Raw genomic sequence first — 19,041 nt, forward strand, 5'->3', positions numbered from 1 at the left:
GCTTAACCGTCGAAACTGCGCGATGCCGATGAATCGTTTCGAATTGCGTTCTAGGCTCGCGGAAAAGCTAACAACTGAAATCCAGCCTCGCCGAAACTTCTTTAAAGAGCGAAATCGCAGTCTGCCGGTTGGGCAGGATTGCCCATAGAAGGGATCGTTTCCAGAGCTGATGGCTGATGGCTAATGACCGTTGATCATAAATTTGGTTTCCAAAAACTGGACGATGCGCAGCGTGTTCAACAGATCCGAGGCAATTGTTCACCCCACAACCAATCGACGATTCGTCGGCCGCCGAAACCGGTCGCCATCTGCACAAATTTCCGATCGTCAGCCACCGCCTCGCCAATATCAGCTGCATCGGACCCGAGCGGGTGCGCCTTCATGGCTGCAAGCACGGCATCGGCCAAATCAGGCGCGACGATCGCAACGAGCTTGCCCTCATTGGCGACATGGATCGGATCGAGTCCAAGGAGTTCGCAGGTAGCCGCAACCGCGGGCTTCACCGGAATGGATGCTTCCTGCAGATGGAACCCGAGGTCGGATTGATGCGCAATCTCGTTGAGGGTCGCGGCGAGCCCACCGCGCGTGGGGTCGCGCATCACCCGGATGCCGCCACCGCCGGCGGCAACCATGACCTCTACGAGGTTATGCAACGCTGCGGAATCCGAGACGATCTCAGTTTGAAAAGCGACGTTCTGCCGTTTTGACATGATCGCCACTCCGTGATCGCCGAGGCTACCGGACACCAGTACACGATCCCCGATCCTTGCCTTGTCGGCGGAGAGATCGAGCCCATCGGCCACGATCCCGATCCCGGTCGTAGAGATGAACAGACCATCCGCCTTGCCGCGCTCGACGACCTTGGTGTCCCCGGCAATGATGTAAACGCCGGCCCCGCGCGCTGCCGCGCCCATCGAATCCGCGATCGCCTTCAGATCCGAAAACCGGAAGCCCTCCTCGATGATAAAACTGGCCGACAGATAGAGGGGACGCGCGCCGGACATCGCGACATCATTGATCGTGCCGTGCACAGCCAGTGACCCGATATTGCCGCCGGGAAAGAACAGCGGCGAGACCACATAGCCGTCGGTCGTCATCACCATCCTGCCTGCCGCAACGTCAAACGCCGACTGATCATTGCAGCGGGCGAGCCATTCATTACCAAAGGCTTGGTGAAAAAGCCCGGAGATCAGCTGTGCCATGGCACGGCCCCCAGATCCGTGGGAAAGATCAACGCGTCCGTTCTCGACGTCGAGCTTGCGTTGATAGGCCTTTACGCTCATGACGTCGGCCTCAACTGTTCATCGCGAACTCGGCCATAGGTCCAATACGCCGCACAAGCGCCTTCCGATGACACCATGCAGGACCCTATGGGAGTTTCCGGCGTGCATACGGTTCCAAACAGCTTACAATCGACCGGCCGCTTGGCGCCACGCAGGATCGCGCAGCACTCGCACGCCGGATTGTCTGCGACACGCAGGTCGTGGATCGCAAAACGCGTCTCGGCGTCGAATTGCGTGTAAGCCCGCTTCAGCTTCAGTCCGCTGTTGGGTACGAGTCCGAGCCCACGCCATTCAAACTGCTCACGCAGTTCGAATATCTGCGATACCTCTTCCTTGGCCCGCCGATTGCCTTCGCGTGTCACTGCACGGCTGTATTGGTTCTCCACCTCGTAGCGGTCTTGGTTCACCTGCCGCACCAGCATCAGGATCGCCTGCATCACGTCGAGGGGTTCAAATCCCGCGACCACGATGGGCTTGCCGAATTGTTCCGCCAGGGGCTCGTAGGGCTGCGTACCGATAATGGTGCTGACATGTGCAGGCCCGATGAAGCCGTCAATTGGGACCCCGCCAGTGTTGCGGATCTTCGGGTTCTCGAGAATGCTGTGCATCGCAGAGGGTGTAAGCACGTGGTTGCAGAACACGCTCAGGCCCTTCAGCCGCTTCTTCTCGGCAATTCGGATCATGACCGCCGTCGGGGGCGTCGTGGTCTCAAATCCGATGGCAAAGAAGACCACCTCGCGGCTCGGCGCCTGTTCGGCGAGCCGGATAGCGTCGAGCGTCGAGTAGACCATCCGAATGTCGGCGCCGAGCGCTTTAGCTCGCAACAGGGACTGTCCTTGCGACCCAGGCGCGCGCATCAGGTCGCCGTAGACGCACAGAGTGACCTCTGGTCGGTCGACGAGCCGGATCGCCATGTCGATTCGGCTGGCGGGCAGAACGCAGACGGGACAACCGGGCCCGTGGATCATGCGGACGTTCGCGGGCAGCAGATCCTCCAGGCCGTAGCGGGAGATCGCATGAGTGTGTCCGCCGCAAAATTCCATGAACCGATAGGCTCTTTGCGAACTTACCTCGGCGCCAATCGCACGCGCAAGTCCCTGCGCGATGGTCTTGTCGCGAAATTCGTCGGAATATTTCATGATCGGCGTTCCCCTTCGCTGCCTAGCTCCTGCAGGAGCTCCAGCGTGCGCTTGGCTTCCGTCGGATCGATCTTGGCCAGCGCATAGCCGACATGGACAAGGACGCAATCGCCGACCTCGAGCTCGTCGATGAGAGCAATCGATATCTCCAGGCTGATGCCATCGATGGACACGACGGCCATGTCATTGGGAAGAATTTTCGCAATCTTTGCCGGAACCGAAAGACACATATCAGGCTCTTCCTCCTCAGGCCGACGAGCGTTGAGCAATCTGCAGAGCGGCAATCCAGGCCTGGCCAAGGCTCAAACCGCCATCATTGGGGGGCACCCGCCGTGGCACCAGCGGGGTAAGGCCGGCAGCGCTGCAACCGCGCGGGATTTCATCCGCCAGCACCGCGTTCAGGAAGCAGCCGCCGCTCAGAACGACGGTATTAACGCCGGTTGTCCGCGCAGAGCGCGTGACCCAGTCAACGCAGGCGGCAGCGAAGGTGCCATGAAACAGCCCGGCTCCGGCCGCGGCGTCAATGTCATCTGCAACCAACCGCGCAAACAGCGGACGAAGCGACAGCACGCCGCCATCGATCGTCCAGCCGGCTTCGAGAATCGCAGTCCGCCGCACCAGCGCCTCGAGCTTCATCGCCGCTTCGCCCTCATAGCTCTGCAAACTCGCAATCCCCAGCAGCGCCGCTGCCGCGTCGAACAACCGGCCCGCACTGGTCGTGGTGGCCCCGCCCGGCTGATCGAGCAAGGCCGACATACATCCGGCCTGCCGTTGCGCCGCAAAGCGCGGCTCGATTTCGTTACCCCGGCCGAGCCCGTGTAATACTGCGCTCGCCATGCGCCACGGCTCGCGGGCTGCACGATCTCCACCAGGCATTTGCAGGGGCGCTAAGTGCCCGATGCGTCGGCACCTCGTCCCTTCGCACAACAATAGTTCGCCACCCCAGTTACCGCCCTCGGAGCCAAAGCCATGGCCATCGAGCACCAGGGCAAGCGCAGGTCCCGTATGGCCATGCTCGGCGATCACTGCGGCAGCGTGTGCGTGATGATGCTGGACAGCCACCAGCGCGCGGCCATTTGCTTCCGCAAACCGCGTGGAAGCCATATCGGGATGCAGATCATGGGCGATGACGACGGGCTCCACGTCAAGGCTCGATGTGAGGTGTCGGATCGTGTCCTCGAACGCACGAATGCCTTCGGCCGTATCCAGATCGCCAATATGCTGGGAGACGAACGCTTGGTTGTCCCGCGTGATGGTGACGGTCGATTTCAGTGCGCCGCCGACGGCGAGCACGGGCGGCACAGACTTCGTAAGCCGGATAGGTTCGGGAACATAGCCACGGGCACGACGAATGAATTGCGGCCGGCCAGCCACCACCGACACCACGGAGTCATCAGCACGCGTCAGGATATCGCGATCATGGGTCACGATAAGGTCGGCGATCCCCTTGAGCCGCCGCAGCGCCTGCGCGTTGTCGATCAGGAGCGGTTCGCCGCAAAGATTGGCACTGGTGGCGACGATGACCGGGCCGGCCCCCGCACATGCTCCTGCCGAGCGAAGCGCATGAAAGATCAGGTGATGCAGCGGCGCTACAGGCAGCATGACACCCACACGCGCTAAGCCAGGAGCTATGGCGGGCGCCAGATTGTTGCGCGAAGGCAGAAGGACGATGGGACGTGCTACGGATTCGAGCAGCGCAAGCTCGGGCGCGTTCGCCTCCGCGATGTCGCTGACGCGCTCTATGGAATCGACCATAACAGCGAACGGCTTCTGAAGGCGATGCTTTCTCCTGCGCAAACGCTGCACGGCGTCCTGGTTACGCGCATCGCAAAGAAGCTGGTATCCGCCCAGCCCCTTTATCGCCACGATTTGTCCCCCCGCGATTGCCGCGACAATGGCGCTGATCCCATGGCTGAGCCGAGGACCGCATGTCGGACACGCGATCGCCTCCGCATGAAACCTGCGGCTCGCCGGATCGGCATAATCGGCCGCGCAGGCGGCGCACAGCCCAAAAGCCCTCATCACAGTGTTGCGGCGATCGTACGGAAGCCGTTCGGCGATGGTGTAGCGTGGGCCGCAATGGCAGCAACTGATGAAGGGGTAAAGGTAATGCCGATTTTCTGGATCGAACAGCTCACTGAGGCATTGCTGGCAGGCCGCGGCATCAGCGACGATCTGCGTTGACAATTTTCCGCCTTCGCTCGTGCCGATCGAAAAGTCTTTCGCCGCGAGCGCCGCAGTCTCCCGAACGCAGATGTGGTCGACGCGTGCCAATGGAGGCGCCTCGAGCGGCAACGTGGCGACAAACTCCGAGGCACGGTGGCCCTCGACCTCGATCGTAACGCCCTCGGGGCCATTGATGACAAACCCCGCCAATCCGTACCGCATAGCGAGCCCATAGACGTAAGGACGAAACCCGACCCCTTGCACGGCCCCACTCACGCGCACGCGCAGCCGTGTTCGGTCGCAGGTGGTTGCGGCGCTCATCGCCTTGTGTCCTCTACGGCGCGCCTCTGATGCCTCGCCTGTCTATCGATCCAGGCGTAGAGCGCGCCAAAACCCTCGCCAGTACGCGCCGAAACTACAAGCACGTCGATCTTTGGATTGACGCGTCTGGCGTATTCGATGGTCTTGCCCAAATCGAACTCAAGCAGCGACGCCAGATCAATCTTGTTGATAACCATGAGCGAAGAAGCGGCAAACATATCGGGATATTTGAGCGGCTTGTCTTCACCTTCGGTCATCGACAGCACTACGATCTTGCAGGCCTCGCCAAGATCGAAGGCTGCGGGACAGATCAGATTACCGACGTTCTCGATGAAGAGAATACCGCCCGTGAGCAGCGGCAAGCGCCGATAAGCCTCGCCAATCATTGCAGCATCGAGATGGCAACCCTTGCCGGTGTTGACTTGAATGGCTGGCACGCCGGCGGCCCGAATGCGTTCGGCATCGTTCGAGGTCTGTTGGTCGCCTTCGATGACCCCGACCGGTCGGCTACGCTTGAGTTCGGGCACGGCGCGGACGAGCAACGTCGTTTTACCTGCACCGGGACTGGACAAAAGATTAAATACAAGGAGGTCATCGGCTATAAAGAGCGCGCGGTTGTCCGCCGCAATCCCATTATTCTTGCCAAGAATATCGCGCTCGACCTGAATGACCCGCTCTCTGGTCATGCCCCCGACCTTCAAGCCAGCCGGCTCGGCGCCGCCGCTCACAAGCGCCTGCACGCCATGAGCCTGGTGATGGGCAGAGCGATGATTGCGACTATGACCATCGCCAGCATGGTTTGAACGCTGCGGGCCTTGGTCGCCATGCGGATGGGCGCAATCGGGATCGCAATCGTCCTGCACATGGGCATCGTATCGCTCATGGCTCTCCGCATCATGCGCCTTCGCGCGTTTGGTCAACGGCGTCGCTTCGGCGCAGCCGCAAACGGTGCACATCAATCGATCTCCAGCTCTTTCACGCGCATCTGTTCGCCCGCCGTTACCTGCAATTGATAGCTGCCGCAGCAAGGACAGCATTCACCGCGCCGTGCAATTTCGACGCTCTTCGAACAGCTCATGCACCAGGCAACGCCTGGCAGTTCGACGATATTAAGGGCCGCGCCCTCGGCAACGGTTCGCGTTGCAACGACAGCAAAGCAGAACCTGATCGCTTCAGGCGCTGCATGGCTCAGCGCTCCCATCTCTAGACAGACGCTCCGCACCCGCGAAAAGGATCGGTGACGTACCTCCTCCTCGACGATTTGAATGATGCCAAGACAAATCGTCATTTCATGCATCGCCAACTTCGCGAAAATTGAGGGTGAACCCGACGCACGGATCGAGCGATGCAATCACCGCATGGACTGCATCCCGACGTCGTCTAGCCGTCAGCACCGCGCCCTGCAGGTTCCGGACAAGCGGTCCGCGCCGGTGGAAATTCCACTCCGTCGGCGCAAGGAATTCGAAGCGGGATATCCGGCCCTGAGAATCAAGCTCAACCGCGTGGTAGAGACGCCCCCTGGCGCATTCGACCGCGGCCGCTGCACGGCCGGGCCCTAGCTTATATCTTTCGATAATCCCATGCTCCGCGGAGTCAATCTGAGCACCGGACTTGAGCCAGACGCATAGCCGGAGGATTTCAGTAATTCTGGCCCTCAATCGCTCGGCCGCACCGACGGGACCCGGCGAGAGCCGATCACGCGTCATTTGGCGCGCCCATGGACCCGTCTCGGGCGCATGTCCGTCAAGATTGGGACAACAGCAAAATGTCGCGTCATCCACGAGCAGCCGTTTAATGATGTTGCGGTCGTCGGCGACCGACAGGAACGAGTGCTCCGCCGGAATTGGCTTCAGGTCGATCTCATCAAGCGCTGCAATGCGAAGCGCCAATGGGCTACCGGACCTCAGCGCGCCACCCTCATTCGGCATGCCGAGCGCGGCCAGCGCACCCACAATCCGCGCTGTTGCTTCGCGTTGAGCGGAGCCCCAGGCTGGCTGTGCGCAGCCGACAAGCGCTGACATTCCCCGCATCAGGGAGCGGATGACCGCTGCACTGGCGACGTCTTGCGTAAGATGTCCGACAAAGAGGCCGCGTAGCAATTCCGCGATGCGCTCGGTAACGATAAGCGCAATACGATGCTGCTCTGTTGCGCGGGTGATCGCTTCATCGCGCGCCATCTCGATCGCGGACAGCAGTGCGGTTTGCTGCGCAGCGGCACACAACGCGAAGAGCCGCGGCAGCACGTTGAGCAGTGACGAGGCCTGTTTGCCGGCGAACAGCTGCGTCAGTGGCGGTCGGACTCGCGGCAGGATCTCAACCGCGGCGACTACGTCGGTAGCAAGCGATACGGTGACATCAATTTTGTTGCGGGCAGCTAGGCTCATGCGCACCGCTCCCCCATCATACCGCGCAAGATATGCCGGCGGTCGCTGTGCGCGCCCCGTCTGCGGGATCCCACCCGGTGCCGAACGTTCTCCAAGCTCTTCATGTGAAGTACGCCTTGATAATTTCCTGCATGCGTTCGGCAGAGTCCTGGAAATCCTCGTCGGCAGCCAACGCAATAATCGGCACGCCGCCGACCTCAAGCGTATCAAGGATGATGTTGTCCGTAGAATTGAAGAACTGCACCGACCAGACGTTCCTGATCCCGGTCGCCTGCACTCGGCACGTGCCGTAGCCGCGGAAGATGAGTTGGACCGGGCCATTGCCCACGCTTTGCTGCAGGAACGCCAGGTCGATAACGCTCATCGGCAGCAATGTGAGATTGATGACATGCGCGCGCATGCCAAACCGCCACACGCGCGCCCGCTCGCGCATTTCCGCCAGCACCGGTTGCACGTTCATCGCGCCGTCAGGCGCCGCGCCGATCACAAGATCGGCGGACGTCAGGTCAGTTGCGGCGCGCCGGACAATCTGCGGGATCGCCCCGACCTCAACATATTCGAGCGCCGGCTCGGTCCCGATGCGCACGCGCCAGATTCCTGCAAGCACGGACTCCCGAATTTGCGCCAAAGAGCCATCTGGCAGCGCAACCACGCCGGCAACCTCACCTTCTCCGAGCACTTCGTCTATCAGCTTGCGCTCGGGATCGCTGAGATTCGCTAGTCCGTACAGTTGCGTCCGAGCGCCGCTTCTCTGGCTGCCAGCGGCAGCAGCGGCATTCGATAACAGCGCGGTGGCATTCGGATAGTTCCTTGCAAGCTCGTCGCCATCGCGCCAAGCGCGCTTGGCGAGCGCATTCGTCGATCCGCTATGGAATACATCGAGACTTTCCGAGGCCGTGCCAAACTTGCACGTCACCCGCTCGGTGTCGTCGGATACAACGCGGATCGCTGCTTTCATGATGCGATGTTCCGTTTGGTGTATCGAGAGGCAATGCACTTGCCGACCCAAGTGCTGCCGGCGTGTGGCCGAACGATCGGTACCGAGATGCGATCGATCTTGACCAAACGGATCGGTCTCTTGCCAATCAGGCGGAGTGCATCGTGCCGATCCCACAGGCTCGGCGTCGACGGGCCACGCAGGCCGAGCCGGCCGACCAGTTCGCCACCAACGCCGCCCGCAGGCACTGCGCCTTGCATGCGCTGCCGAAACGCCTTGACCATTTCAAGAACGAAGAATGCGAGCTGGATGATCCGGAGCAAATATAGGGGATCGCCCGCCGACAGCGGCATCACGGCTGCCCTCACGGGAGCGTGCGCGGCCAGGCGCGCATCGACGCTGACGCCCTCCACGTCGGACGGAGCGGGCCGCGCCAGACCATGCTGCGCCGGCTGCAACTTCATCACGCGCCTTTCTGATAATGTTCGGTTCTGCTAGCAGGCTATTAGCAAGGCGCATGCCAATCATCGTCTGGCCGCGACTCCCGCTCGAACCAACGGCTCGAAGCGCCTGACATTTTACGTGCGACTGAAATTCGATTTGTGAGCAAGCCTAGTCGGCGCAACCGGCGAGCGGAACTGCTAGCGTAGGTGCTCCGGCAATTGCGGCTCATGACCGATCAAGTCCGCAAAGAAGCGATCGCAGTCCTGGCCGTTGAGGGTGGCCTCAAGCCCGTCAAGTGCTTCCGAGATCAGCCTTGCTTCATCTTCGTCCAAAAGCCGCACCGCGCTATCGATATGAACGAGCACCTTGGCGCCGACCGACGCGTCGGAGAGCAGCATGACCGAGACGCGCCGCTGTTCATTGCCATATTCGCACAGCGCCGTGATGCCGTCGGTCTCGACAATCGTCATTGGCAAGCCAAGGCACATGGTCAGTCGCGGGCCGCTAGACCGGCTGCGCCCTCATCTCATAATTTGCATGGTCGATATTGTTCGCCAACAGCCGTTCTGATGCAGGCAGCGGCGCGGTCCGCGGTTTTGCCGGCGAGTCCCACTGCGCCAGGAGTTTGCAAGCCAGTTCAATCGCAGGCGCAATCTGAAAGCGCACCGGAGCGGTCAGCGGACCGCCCCAATGCTCCAGGTCCAGCGGCTGACAGCCGATGAGAGCGAGCTCTCGCGGGCAGCGGCCAAGCAGGTCGGCCGCACTCAAGACGTCCTGAAAGCCGGTCTGATGCAGGCTCACCTTCTTGGCGGCGGTAAATTTTGGCACTTCGTCATCTCGCACAAGCTTCAACTGCCCGGGCAGCAATCCATAGTCGATGGCATCGAACACGATCAGGCAATCGGCCTGCTCAAGAAAACTGACGAGGTAGAGCCCCTGTGTGCCGCCATCGAGGACGGTGACGTTATCATCGATCGCGTAGCGGCGATGAAACTCCTCGACCGCACGCACGCCGAATCCCTCATCGGCCCACAGGATATTGCCGATGCCGAGCACCAAGATCCGTTTCTTGCTTTCCGGATTCAGCATCCGCTTCCCGTCAATCGCGAAACCCGCGCTCACCCGAAATGATAGAAGAGATTCTGCGGCCCGACATGATGTCTTCCCGGATCACGGCGTAGACGTGGACCAGCGCGAAGATCACGATCACCCACAGGCCGAGATGATGCCAGGTATGGACGTCCTGACTGTTCGGCCACATTGAGAACACCCAGCCGAACATCTTGTACTGCCAGCTGTCAGTACCGGCACCTTGCCCATAAAGTGCAAAGCCTGTGACGACCATGAACGTGGTCGTCTGCGTAAACATGAAGAACATTGCGAGCTGAGCAAGACGGTTGTGCCCGACGCGCCTCTCGGGCTCAACTGTAATGAACGCATAGCAGCGAATCTCGTGGTACACCTCGCGCCAAAAGCACCTGCGCCAAAGCGGCACGCAAAAGATCTGCATGGCATGCGCGTTTCCCATTAAGGCCCAGTAGATGCGTAGAAAAAAGCCGACGCTGAGCACATATCCCGCCGAGAAATGAGCAAAGCGGAGATAGCCGAACAGGAAATTGCCGCTTGCCTCACCCCATATCGCCGGTGTCCCGGTTCCAATGAGATAGCCGGTTAAACTCAGCATCAGAATGGCCGCCGCATTGACCCAATGCCACAGTCGCACCGGTGCGTAGGCGACGCCACCACCGATGCTGCGTTCAGTCGGGGCCGCATCGACGGCGGCAAGGAGCTGCGGAGCGTTGTCCAGCATGTCCCTAACGAACTTTGACTGAAGCCATTTCTTGGCCGTCAGGACTCATCACGTGGGTCGAGCAAGCCAAGCACGGATCAAAGGAATGGATGGTGCGCAAGATCTCCAGGGGCCGCTGCGGATCGGCCATCGGGGTACCGATCAGGGAGGCTTCAAAAGCGCCAATATTGCCCTTGGGATCGCGAGGAGATCCATTCCACGTCGTCGGCACGACACATTGATAATTGTCGATCTTGGCGTCCTTGATCTTGATCCAGTGCCCGAGTGCACCGCGCGGCGCCTCCGTGAACCCGTAGCCCTTGGCCTCCTTGCGCCAGCTTTCCGGCTTCCACCTGCTGACATTGGCAGTTGCCGTATTGCCTGCCTTGATGTGGATTACCAGCTTATCCTGGAAATAACGCATCTGATGCGCCGCCCACTGGCATTCGAGCGCCCGCGCCGCAGTACGGCCAAGCGTCGAGAACAGCGCAGTCAGGGGAAGATTGAGCCCCTTGAGCAGTCTCTCGGCCGGCTCCTTGAACTCGGCTTTGCCTTGCGCATAACCGATGATGTATCGCGCCAACGGCCCGACCTCGACGGAGTGGCCGCGCCAGCGCGGCGCTTTGATCCAGGAGTACTTGCCGCCTTCATCGAGTTCCTTGATATCTGTTTTGCTGCCTTTGAGTTTTGGCCCAAGTTCAAAACTCGCCTCGGTGATACCGTCCCACGGATGCAGTCCACAGCAATCGCTGGGGTACTTATACCATGAATGCGCGACGAATTCTTGGATCTGCTCGGGATCACCATGGTCGATCGGCAGTATCTCCTTGAGATTGCCATCAAGAATGATCCCGCGCGGCAGCTTGAAGCTCTTCGCGGAACAGTCATTGGCGTTTTCGGGGATGTCCCCATAGGACATCACGCTTTTGCTCGAAAGTCCGCCGCCATGGAGCCAGTCCTTGTAGAACGAGCAGATCGCGGCAATGTCGGGCAGGTAGACCTGCTCGACAAACTCGATCGAACGATCGATGATCGAGGACACGATGTTCAGTCGCTCCATATTGATCGCACCCACCGCACCAGTTCCGTCGATGTTGATCGCGCAGGGCACGCCGCCGACCAGCCAGTTTGGATGCGGGTTCTTGCCACCATAGATAGCTTGGATCTTGACGATCTCCTTCTGGAAGTCGAGCGCTTCCAGATAATGCGCTACAGCCATCAGGTTCGCTTCCGGTGGCAGCTTGTAGGCCGGATGCCCCCAATAGCCATTCTTGAACGGACCGAGTTGCCCTGATCCGAAGAATTTGGTGAGCCGGATCTGCAAATCCTTAAAATAGCCCGGGGACGACAGCGGCCAAGGCGAGATAGACTGCGCCAGCGCGGAGGTCGACTTGGGATCGGCCTTGAGCGCGGAGACGACGTCGACCCAATCCAGCGCGTGCAGGTGATAGAAATGTACGAGGTGATCATGCACGAGCAGGCACAACTGCATGATGTTGCGGATCGAATTTGCATTCTCCGGAATCGTAATTCCTAGTGCATTTTCAACTGCGCGCACCGAGGTGAGCGCATGGGTGCCGGTGCAGACCCCGCAAATCCGCTCGGTGAACGCCCAGGCGTCGCGCGGATCGCGCCCGCGCAGGATGACTTCGATGCCACGCCACATCGTCCCGCTTGAGACCGCATTGCGGATCACATTATCGGAATCGAGATTGGCTTCGACGCGCAGGTGGCCTTCCACCCGCGTCAGCGGATCGATGACGATTCGCCTGCCGGAACGATCGAGATTGAACCCATTCGGTGTCTGGACGGCCACCGTCGCCCCCTCCTCAACTCGGTTTGCTTTTTTGGGCTGCGCGATCCGGCTTGTGGGTCAACCGCTTCACGGCGGTGACCGCCGCATGGGCAGCGACGGTTAGCCCAACCACGCCGGCAGCGGCCATGCCGATTTGGTCGGCGTTCTCCTCGATGCCGAACTGCTTGATGGTCGTGAGTCGGTCGTAAAATGACCCTTTATCCCAGAAGCCGTCTTCGGAGCAGCCGAAGCAGCCGTGGCCGGATTGAATCGGAAATGAAACGCCGCCGTTCCACCGAAGGGCCGAACAGGCATTGTAAGTGGTTGGCCCCTTGCAGCCCATCTTGTACAGGCAATAGCCCTTGCGTGCGTACTTATCGTCCCACTCTTCGACGAATTGGCCAGCGTCGAAATGGGAACGCCGATAGCACTTGTCGTGAATGCGCTCGGAATAAAACATATTTGGACGCCCTTGACGATCGAGCTCAGGAAGCTTTCCGAATGTGGTGATGAAAGTCACGAGACCACTCATGACCTCTGCGATAGGCGGGCACCCGGGCACCTTGATGATCGGCTTGTTGGTGATTACCTTATCGATCGGCGCCGCGCCAGTCGGATTGGGCTTGGCCGCCTGCACGCATCCCCAGGACGCACACGTGCCCCAAGCGATGATCGCCATGGACTCTTCCGCCATCGACCTGAGCTTTTCAACGAACGGCTTGCCGCCGTCAATGCAGAACATGCCATCCTCCTTCAGCGGCGGATTGCCTTCGACGGCGAGCACATACCTGCCTTTGTACTTGGCACGAGTTTCCTCCAGGATGGCCTCGGCCTGATGTCCTGCCGCCGCCATGATCGTATCGTCATAGTCGAGCGAAATCATCGACAGCAGCGCGTCCTTGATCAAGGGATGGCCCGAGCGGATAAAGCTCTCCGAGCAGCAGGTACACTCGAGCCCGTGCAGCCAGATGACGGGCACACGCGGTTTGGTCTCCAGGGCGTTGGCAATACTGCTTGCGGCGAGCGGACTAAGTCCCAAGCTCGCGGCAGTCAAACTGCAGAATTTGTGGAAACTACGACGCGTGATACCCTGACGTCTGATCACGCTGTAGAACGTTTCCGTTGCACCATCCATGAAGCCTTCCATGTGAGTTGTCGTCGGCCGTAACGAATTGCTGACGTTCAGCAAGAAACAGGCCACCGAAGCGAAACCCTAGACAGATACCAAGCCAGCGCTTCGGGATTTGCGGATTGTCGAAACCAGCCAGCGAGCCAGAAGCTGCGCCAATGATCTGTCATGCTAATGGTGTCCGGTTTTGGACGTCGATGTGAGCACTTCAACAGAGCAGCACGATGGTTCAGCACTGCACGGCGACTACGTCATACTCGCTCTTGCACGACCGCGACACTCACGTGTCATGCCGATTGTTGAATAGAATTGGTGCAGTTGACGGGCACCGCACTGCCCCCCGGTTTTAAAAAGACTTGTCGATTGCTGACCGATGGGGTGTTAAAGCCGCTCATAGTCGCAACTGCGCAAGCAGCACGTACCAAAGCGGCGGTCGAGCGACGAAGAGACGCCGCAATGGATTGAGCCGCGATGCGCACGCTGCCTTCGCGTTTTAGGCCTGATCGAATCCGACTGCCTTTGATTCAAAGCGGCTCGCCGCACGGCATCGCTACGGGATTGTGGGCGAGAGCCTGGACGTTCAGAGCTATCATAGGAGCGTTCATCGCGCGAGCCGATCGATAGCAAGGCGCGATCGTCTTGGCGCATCGCAACACCAAACCCCCTTGCAAGAGCTTCTTCGCGATGACGGAGGCGATCTCGTTTTTGAAGCACTGGTGCGATCCGGCCGACGCGGATAGCAGTCGACGGCGCCGCTTTCAGTCGACATCGATGCGTAGCAGCAACACTGTCTGCCTGCTACCCCAAACGGTTCAGCGAGCCTTTCGACGGAAAGCGAATTATCGGATTATTGCAGCATAGACGATATACTGGACTTGTTCGCGGTAATACTTCCGGATTTCTCCGGGCGCTGCCGTTCCGACCACCACGACGAGACGCTCCTTTGGGTCGCAGAAAAATTGTGTCCCGTAGGCGCCGGTCCAGGTGAACTCACCTGGATTGCCCGGAACCGCCGAGAGACCCTCGTTTGTGCGTACAGCCACTCCGAGCCCGAAGCCGAAGCCGGCACGGTGCGCTTCCACATTGGCGACCTTATTTTTGATCTCTGGCCCGAGGTGGTTGGAGATCATGTGGCGCACCGTCTTCGGACCGAGAATGCGCTGCCCATCGAGCTCCCCGCCGTTGAGCAGCATTTGTCCAAAGCGCACGTAGTCACCGACTGTCGCAAATGCGCAGGCTCCCCCGCAGTCAAACTTCGTTGGACTTTCGAGGAGCTCGATGACTTGTGGCTTTCCCGTCAGCGGGTCGTCTGGAAATGGATGCGCGAGGCGCTCGCGTTGCGATTCCGACAAATGGAAAGTGGCATCCTGCATTTCGATGGGCCTCCACAGGTTGCTGGCAAGATAGTCGCCCAATCGCTGTTCGCTGACCTGTTCCACAACAGCTCCCAGCACATCGGTCGAGAAACCGTATTCGAATTCCGTCCCCGGTTGGTGCGCTAGCGGCAGCTTGGTAATGGCTTCGATGAACGCCTGCTTATCGCCCCTTAGTGGCGGAGCGGCGAAATCAGGATAGAGACGCGCCACTTGGTCTGAGCTGTCGGGCGCCGCGCCATAGGTCAGCCCGGATGTGTGGCGATATAGATCGTGGATGTAGATCGGAGACCTCTGCGTTTGAAATTCTAATGAGCCGTCATGCTGTGGCACTCCCACCTTCATGTTTGCGAATTCTGGGTAGTAATCCGTAAGCCTAGCCTGTAGAGGCAGGCGACCTTGCTCCATGAGGATAAGCCCCGCAACGGCCACCATCGGTTTCGTCATAGACGCAAGCGCGAACATCGCATCGAGCCGCATCGACCTTCCTTTTGCAGGATCGAGTTGCCCGTACGCCTTGTAGTGAATCAGCTTGCCGTCTTTGGCGATTGCAACCACCGCGCCCGGCACGCGTTTACTCGCGATCTCGCGAGCGAAGAACTCGTCTAGCTTGGCGAGGCGCTGCTGAGAAACACCGACGTCATCGGCCGTCGCTTCGGGCAGAGGCGCGGAGTGCAATGAATTGAAGCCGATTCCAGCAGCCGCCGCGGCCATAACAAGCTTGTTCATTGTAGCCTCGCAAGGATGGATGATCGGCTTGCAATACTGCTGCTCGGTCGTGATCGGATATGTCTGGCCGGTAGGCCCAAGACGGTTCTATCCGGCTTGGTGCGCTTGCGTTCATGTGCCTCTCCTGGCACAGTGTCTGTCGATGAGGGCTAAAGTGAAGATTGCCGCAAAGGCGAACATCACCATACCGCCGGCAACCACACTCGCCTCGCGCCAGCGCGATGCTTGGACGTACTCTACGACGTAGGCTGACAACACTTTGGTGCGCCCAGGAATGTTGCCGCCGATCATCATCACGACGCCGAATGTGCCGATCGTATGAGAAAAGCCAACCACGGCCGCTTTAACAAACTCTAGTCGCGCCAGCGGCGCGCTGATGGTAATGAAGGCATACAACGGCGAAACGGGCGGCCTAGTTTCCAACGGGCGATCGCCTATCGTGACAAAGGCGTTACGGATCGGCTGCACCACCAACGGCAGCGCCGAGAGAACCGATCCGACCACGATTCCTGCGAAGGTAAAAGCGAGCGTGCGCTCGCCCCAGAAAGAGGCGAGAACGCCACCCGGTCCGCTGGGGCCGAGCAACACGAGTACGCAAAAACCGAGAGCTGTCGGCGGTAGCACCAGCGGCAGGGCGATCATCGTCGCCACCGCCTCGCTCAAAAGAGTCTTTGAGCGCGCCAGCCACCAAGCGAGGGGCACACCAATCACGAGGAGGATCACGGTCGTCACGCTGGCGAGCTCGATCGTGAGTGCAACGGATTGCGAAATCTCTGCCGAAAAGACCTCCATGTGCGTCAGCCCAACAGTGAGAGCAGGTCGCCGTACCGGCACAGTGATCGCCTGCACGTCCGGCTCGCCCAGCAATGTGGCGCAGATCGCCCTTTGGTTGCGCGGCGCTTCGTGGCGGCCGCCACATTCACGCGCGTCGTTTCCGCGAGCAAGAGCAGCATCGCACGCCTCATCGGCAACTCCTGTGACAGGGCCGCTTCGATCCTCTGACGGCGGCAGCCCCTCGTTCGTCATCAGCAATTCCTGTGCCGCGTGCGAACTTGGCGCGCTCTATGCTCAACGTGAGAGAAGTTCGCATAGAGACGTCGACGTCACTGTGGAGTGGACCTAACGCTTTGTCAGATTCCTGGCATCTTTGTTCCCGAGCAGACAGCGACACGCCGCGTAACGAAACGGAAAATTTGACGCCCCGAGAGATGCCCGTTTGGTTTGCCGACGGCTCAAACGCCGCACTCGCCGCGCCGGCAATGGAACGGATTGCAGGAAGCCTGCCGTTTGGCAGCAACGCGAACGATCAAGCTGAGAAATCATCGTCACGCTGCTTCTGCGACGCGACAAAAGCCGCGAGGGGCCGAGAGCGAAGGCCGCCTCTCGAGCAACCTGCCTAATGCGCATCGTTAGCACAGGCCTGGAGACAAATGCCCCGTGCACGAACGAGCTTTGCCGCTAGCGACAACGCAGTGCGTCCATCAAAGATTTTTTTCGCGCAATCGAGTGCCTAAACCAGGCTTCCATCGCGTGGATGCCTGTAATCCAAACTATCAATTTTACTAATGTCACGTACTGTTGCATCCATCTCAGCAGTCGGCGCATATCGATCACGCTAGGGTTTCCAGGCGAGACGTGACTCCGCTAATGCGCGCAGCCGATCAAGATACGAGTCACGCTGCAACTTCTTGTTCGACCTTGCGAACGTGGTCCGAGCACTCAAACCGATGCCACCCGGAGATGACGGCTTGTCCGCGGCCGCTTAATCGACCGCAGTTTGCGCATCTGGTGCATATCTTGCTTAGCGAGAAAGATAACGTAACTGAACGCCTGCCTTTGGAACGACGCGTCGGCTCTCGGAACCGTCTTCAATCGGACACGGCTAAAATGATGAGTCTCGTATGACGCTGCCGCCTCTCAATCACGCGGCGGCTCACATTCGAGGATATTCGGGAAGGAAGCGTCATGACCACCATGGCAACTGCGGCGCCCGCGCGCGCGTCGCAAGCTTGGTATAAGATTCTCTACGTCCAGGTGCTGATCGCGATCGTGATTGGCGCCGTGGTCGGCTGCCTATGGCCGTCCGTCGCGACCAGCGACTGGGTCAAGGCGCTCGGTGACGGGTTTATCAAGCTCATCAAAATGGTGATCGCGCCGATTATTTTCTGCACCGTCACATCTGGTATCGCGCATATTCAAGATGCGAAGAAAGTCGGGCGCGTCGGCGTCAAGGCGCTGGTCTATTTCGAGATCGTCTCCAGTTTTGCCTTGCTGTTGGGCCTTGTTATGGGCAATCTGGTCCAAATCGGCCATGGCCTTGCGGTCAAGCCGGATGCTGCGGCGGTCGCCAATTACGTCAAGCAGGCGGAAGCCTCGAAGACCGTCGATTTCTTTGTCAACATCATTCCCGATACTGTGGTCGGCGCCTTTGCTCGCGGCGATGTTCTGCAGGTTCTCCTGTTCGCGATCCTATTCGGCTTTGCGCTGATGGCGCTGGGAAACCGTGGTGAGCGGCTGCGCGGCATGATTGACGACGTGGCGCACGCGGTGTTCGGCGTAATCGCTATCATCATGAAAGCCGCCCCGATCGGCGCCTTCGGCGCCATGGCCTTCACGATCGGCAAGTTCGGGCCGGCAGCACTCGGCAATTTGATCGGTCTGATCGCGCTGTTTTACGCGACGGCGGCGCTATTTGTGGTTGTTGTGCTCGGTTTGATCGCGCGCCTCGTCGGCTTTTCAATCTTCAAGTTCATTGTCTATATCAAGGACGAGATTCTGATCGTGCTCGGCACTTCGTCCTCTGAAAGCGCGCTGCCTCAATTGATGGAGAAGCTCGAGCGGCTGGGCTGCTCCAAGCCCGTGGTCGGCCTCGTGGTGCCAACTGGCTACTCCTTCAACCTCGACGGCACCAATATCTATATGACACTTGCGACATTGTTCATTGCCCAGGCACTCGGGGTCGATCTCACCTTTGGCCAGCAGCTCACGATCCTGCTCGTGGCAATGCTAACGTCGAAGGGGGCAAGCGGCGTCACCGGCGCGGGCTTCATCACGCTCGCTGCAACGTTGTCGGTGGTCAACCCAGCGCTGGTACCGGGCATGGCAATCGTGTTTTCGATCGACAAGTTCATGAGCGAGGTGCGCGCCCTTACCAACATCACCGGCAATGGCATCGCCGCCGTGTTCGTATCCTGGTGGGAAGACGAGCTCGAGCACGCGACGCTACAGGCCCGGCTCAACCAGCCCACCGTCTCCACCAATATCGACACTACAAGCACAATGAGGTAGGTCCCGAATCTTAACCGCCGCCATTCGAAGACGCCTCGAATGCAAGCGCAGCCACATTTCTCGTAATTCGAATCGGCACAACCGACTTGATACGAGTCGGAACTTTTTCGCGCGATCTCCAGTGCGCAGCGCCTTGCTCCGCGTTGCGCCCGGCAGCCGCCCCTGAAACGATGCCGCACGCGAGCAAGAGAGTAGGAGCTTTTTTTACAGTCATTTTCAAGCGCGTCTTTCGCGGTCAAGGCTCCCGGCCATTTGAACGCTTGT

The 19,041-nt window shown here is 59.7% G+C and carries 17 protein-coding genes; 1 reads left to right on the forward strand and 16 read right to left on the reverse strand.

The window, feature by feature from the left end; all coding sequences use genetic code 11:
• Positions 1-236: 236 nt before the first annotated feature.
• From hypE to A3AS_RS0121590, 16 genes are all read right to left on the reverse strand, one after another.
• A complete protein-coding gene (gene hypE / locus A3AS_RS0121510; RefSeq protein ID WP_026202225.1) occupies positions 237-1,283 on the reverse strand; it encodes a hydrogenase expression/formation protein HypE in 1,047 nt (348 codons plus the stop codon).
• A complete protein-coding gene (gene hypD, locus A3AS_RS0121515) occupies positions 1,280-2,422 on the reverse strand; it encodes a hydrogenase formation protein HypD (protein WP_018319632.1) in 1,143 nt (380 codons plus the stop codon). The genes hypE and hypD overlap by 4 nt, the downstream gene beginning before the upstream one ends.
• A complete protein-coding gene (locus tag A3AS_RS0121520; protein ID WP_026202226.1) occupies positions 2,419-2,604 on the reverse strand; it encodes a HypC/HybG/HupF family hydrogenase formation chaperone in 186 nt (61 codons plus the stop codon). Before A3AS_RS0121520 ends, hypD begins: the two co-directional genes overlap by 4 nt.
• A gap of 64 nt (positions 2,605-2,668) precedes the next feature.
• Positions 2,669-4,909 (reverse strand): carbamoyltransferase HypF, encoded by a 2,241-nt coding sequence (gene hypF, locus A3AS_RS0121525; protein ID WP_018319634.1) that lies wholly within the window; start codon positions 4,907-4,909, stop codon positions 2,669-2,671.
• The gene (gene hypB / locus A3AS_RS45390) at positions 4,906-5,865 is read right to left on the reverse strand and encodes a hydrogenase nickel incorporation protein HypB (protein WP_084674881.1); all 960 of its coding nucleotides are present in this window, start codon (positions 5,863-5,865) and stop codon (positions 4,906-4,908) included. The genes hypF and hypB overlap by 4 nt, the downstream gene beginning before the upstream one ends.
• Complete coding sequence (gene hypA, locus A3AS_RS45395; RefSeq protein WP_018319637.1) at positions 5,865-6,206, reverse strand: hydrogenase maturation nickel metallochaperone HypA; 342 nt, start codon at positions 6,204-6,206, stop codon at positions 5,865-5,867. The genes hypB and hypA overlap by 1 nt, the downstream gene beginning before the upstream one ends.
• Complete coding sequence (locus tag A3AS_RS48400) at positions 6,199-7,293, reverse strand: hypothetical protein (protein WP_018319638.1); 1,095 nt, start codon at positions 7,291-7,293, stop codon at positions 6,199-6,201. Before A3AS_RS48400 ends, hypA begins: the two co-directional genes overlap by 8 nt.
• 100 nt (positions 7,294-7,393) lie before the next feature.
• A complete protein-coding gene (locus tag A3AS_RS45400) occupies positions 7,394-8,251 on the reverse strand; it encodes a hydrogenase expression/formation protein (RefSeq protein ID WP_018319639.1) in 858 nt (285 codons plus the stop codon).
• Positions 8,248-8,586, reverse strand: a complete 339-nt coding sequence (locus tag A3AS_RS0121555; protein WP_245283247.1) for a hypothetical protein — start codon at positions 8,584-8,586, stop codon at positions 8,248-8,250. Before A3AS_RS0121555 ends, A3AS_RS45400 begins: the two co-directional genes overlap by 4 nt.
• A gap of 285 nt (positions 8,587-8,871) precedes the next feature.
• Positions 8,872-9,162 (reverse strand): HypC/HybG/HupF family hydrogenase formation chaperone, encoded by a 291-nt coding sequence (locus A3AS_RS0121560; RefSeq protein WP_026202228.1) that lies wholly within the window; start codon positions 9,160-9,162, stop codon positions 8,872-8,874.
• A gap of 16 nt (positions 9,163-9,178) precedes the next feature.
• Positions 9,179-9,763: a HyaD/HybD family hydrogenase maturation endopeptidase gene (locus tag A3AS_RS0121565; protein WP_018319642.1), complete on the reverse strand. Its 585-nt coding sequence runs from the start codon at positions 9,761-9,763 to the stop codon at positions 9,179-9,181.
• Between the two features lie 10 nt (positions 9,764-9,773).
• Complete coding sequence (gene cybH / locus A3AS_RS0121570; RefSeq protein ID WP_018319643.1) at positions 9,774-10,484, reverse strand: Ni/Fe-hydrogenase, b-type cytochrome subunit; 711 nt, start codon at positions 10,482-10,484, stop codon at positions 9,774-9,776.
• Positions 10,485-10,488: 4 nt separating this feature from the next.
• Positions 10,489-12,279, reverse strand: a complete 1,791-nt coding sequence (locus A3AS_RS0121575) for a nickel-dependent hydrogenase large subunit (protein WP_018319644.1) — start codon at positions 12,277-12,279, stop codon at positions 10,489-10,491.
• 13 nt (positions 12,280-12,292) lie between these two features.
• Positions 12,293-13,393: a hydrogenase small subunit gene (locus A3AS_RS0121580; protein ID WP_026202229.1), complete on the reverse strand. Its 1,101-nt coding sequence runs from the start codon at positions 13,391-13,393 to the stop codon at positions 12,293-12,295.
• Positions 13,394-14,226: 833 nt separating this feature from the next.
• On the reverse strand, positions 14,227-15,489 hold the full coding sequence (locus A3AS_RS0121585) for a serine hydrolase (RefSeq protein WP_018319646.1): 1,263 nt from the start codon (positions 15,487-15,489) through the stop codon (positions 14,227-14,229).
• 111 nt (positions 15,490-15,600) lie between these two features.
• Positions 15,601-16,281 (reverse strand): molybdenum ABC transporter permease, encoded by a 681-nt coding sequence (locus A3AS_RS0121590; RefSeq protein WP_026202230.1) that lies wholly within the window; start codon positions 16,279-16,281, stop codon positions 15,601-15,603.
• Between the two features lie 1,173 nt (positions 16,282-17,454).
• On the opposite strand from A3AS_RS0121590, the gene dctA reads away from it, so the two are divergent.
• Positions 17,455-18,777 carry a C4-dicarboxylate transporter DctA gene (dctA, locus tag A3AS_RS0121600; RefSeq protein WP_018319648.1) on the forward strand — a complete coding sequence of 441 codons (1,323 nt, stop codon included), beginning with the start codon at positions 17,455-17,457 and terminating at the stop codon, positions 18,775-18,777.
• The last annotated feature ends 264 nt before the right edge of the window (positions 18,778-19,041 follow it).

This window comes from Bradyrhizobium sp. WSM2793, from assembly GCF_000379585.1.
In the GTDB taxonomy this organism is placed as follows: Bacteria; Pseudomonadota; Alphaproteobacteria; order Rhizobiales; family Xanthobacteraceae; genus Bradyrhizobium.

What these genes read in the sequence shown, in the direction of transcription:
- hypE (WP_026202225.1), bottom strand. Translation starts at nt 1,283, where the DNA reads ATGAGCGTAAAGGCCTATCAACGCAAGCTCGACGTCGAGAACGGACGC.
- hypD (WP_018319632.1), bottom strand. Translation starts at nt 2,422, where the DNA reads ATGAAATATTCCGACGAATTTCGCGACAAGACCATCGCGCAGGGACTT.
- A3AS_RS0121520 (WP_026202226.1), bottom strand. Translation starts at nt 2,604, where the DNA reads ATGGCCGTCGTGTCCATCGATGGCATCAGCCTGGAGATATCGATTGCT.
- hypF (WP_018319634.1), bottom strand. Translation starts at nt 4,909, where the DNA reads ATGAGCGCCGCAACCACCTGCGACCGAACACGGCTGCGCGTGCGCGTG.
- hypB (WP_084674881.1), bottom strand. Translation starts at nt 5,865, where the DNA reads ATGTGCACCGTTTGCGGCTGCGCCGAAGCGACGCCGTTGACCAAACGC.
- hypA (WP_018319637.1), bottom strand. Translation starts at nt 6,206, where the DNA reads ATGCATGAAATGACGATTTGTCTTGGCATCATTCAAATCGTCGAGGAG.
- A3AS_RS48400 (WP_018319638.1), bottom strand. Translation starts at nt 7,293, where the DNA reads ATGAGCCTAGCTGCCCGCAACAAAATTGATGTCACCGTATCGCTTGCT.
- A3AS_RS45400 (WP_018319639.1), bottom strand. Translation starts at nt 8,251, where the DNA reads ATGAAAGCAGCGATCCGCGTTGTATCCGACGACACCGAGCGGGTGACG.
- A3AS_RS0121560 (WP_026202228.1), bottom strand. Translation starts at nt 9,162, where the DNA reads ATGTGCCTTGGCTTGCCAATGACGATTGTCGAGACCGACGGCATCACG.
- A3AS_RS0121565 (WP_018319642.1), bottom strand. Translation starts at nt 9,763, where the DNA reads ATGCTGAATCCGGAAAGCAAGAAACGGATCTTGGTGCTCGGCATCGGC.
- cybH (WP_018319643.1), bottom strand. Translation starts at nt 10,484, where the DNA reads ATGCTGGACAACGCTCCGCAGCTCCTTGCCGCCGTCGATGCGGCCCCG.
- A3AS_RS0121580 (WP_026202229.1), bottom strand. Translation starts at nt 13,393, where the DNA reads ATGGATGGTGCAACGGAAACGTTCTACAGCGTGATCAGACGTCAGGGT.
- A3AS_RS0121585 (WP_018319646.1), bottom strand. Translation starts at nt 15,489, where the DNA reads ATGAACAAGCTTGTTATGGCCGCGGCGGCTGCTGGAATCGGCTTCAAT.
- A3AS_RS0121590 (WP_026202230.1), bottom strand. Translation starts at nt 16,281, where the DNA reads ATGGAGGTCTTTTCGGCAGAGATTTCGCAATCCGTTGCACTCACGATC.
- dctA (WP_018319648.1), top strand. Translation starts at nt 17,455, where the DNA reads ATGACCACCATGGCAACTGCGGCGCCCGCGCGCGCGTCGCAAGCTTGG.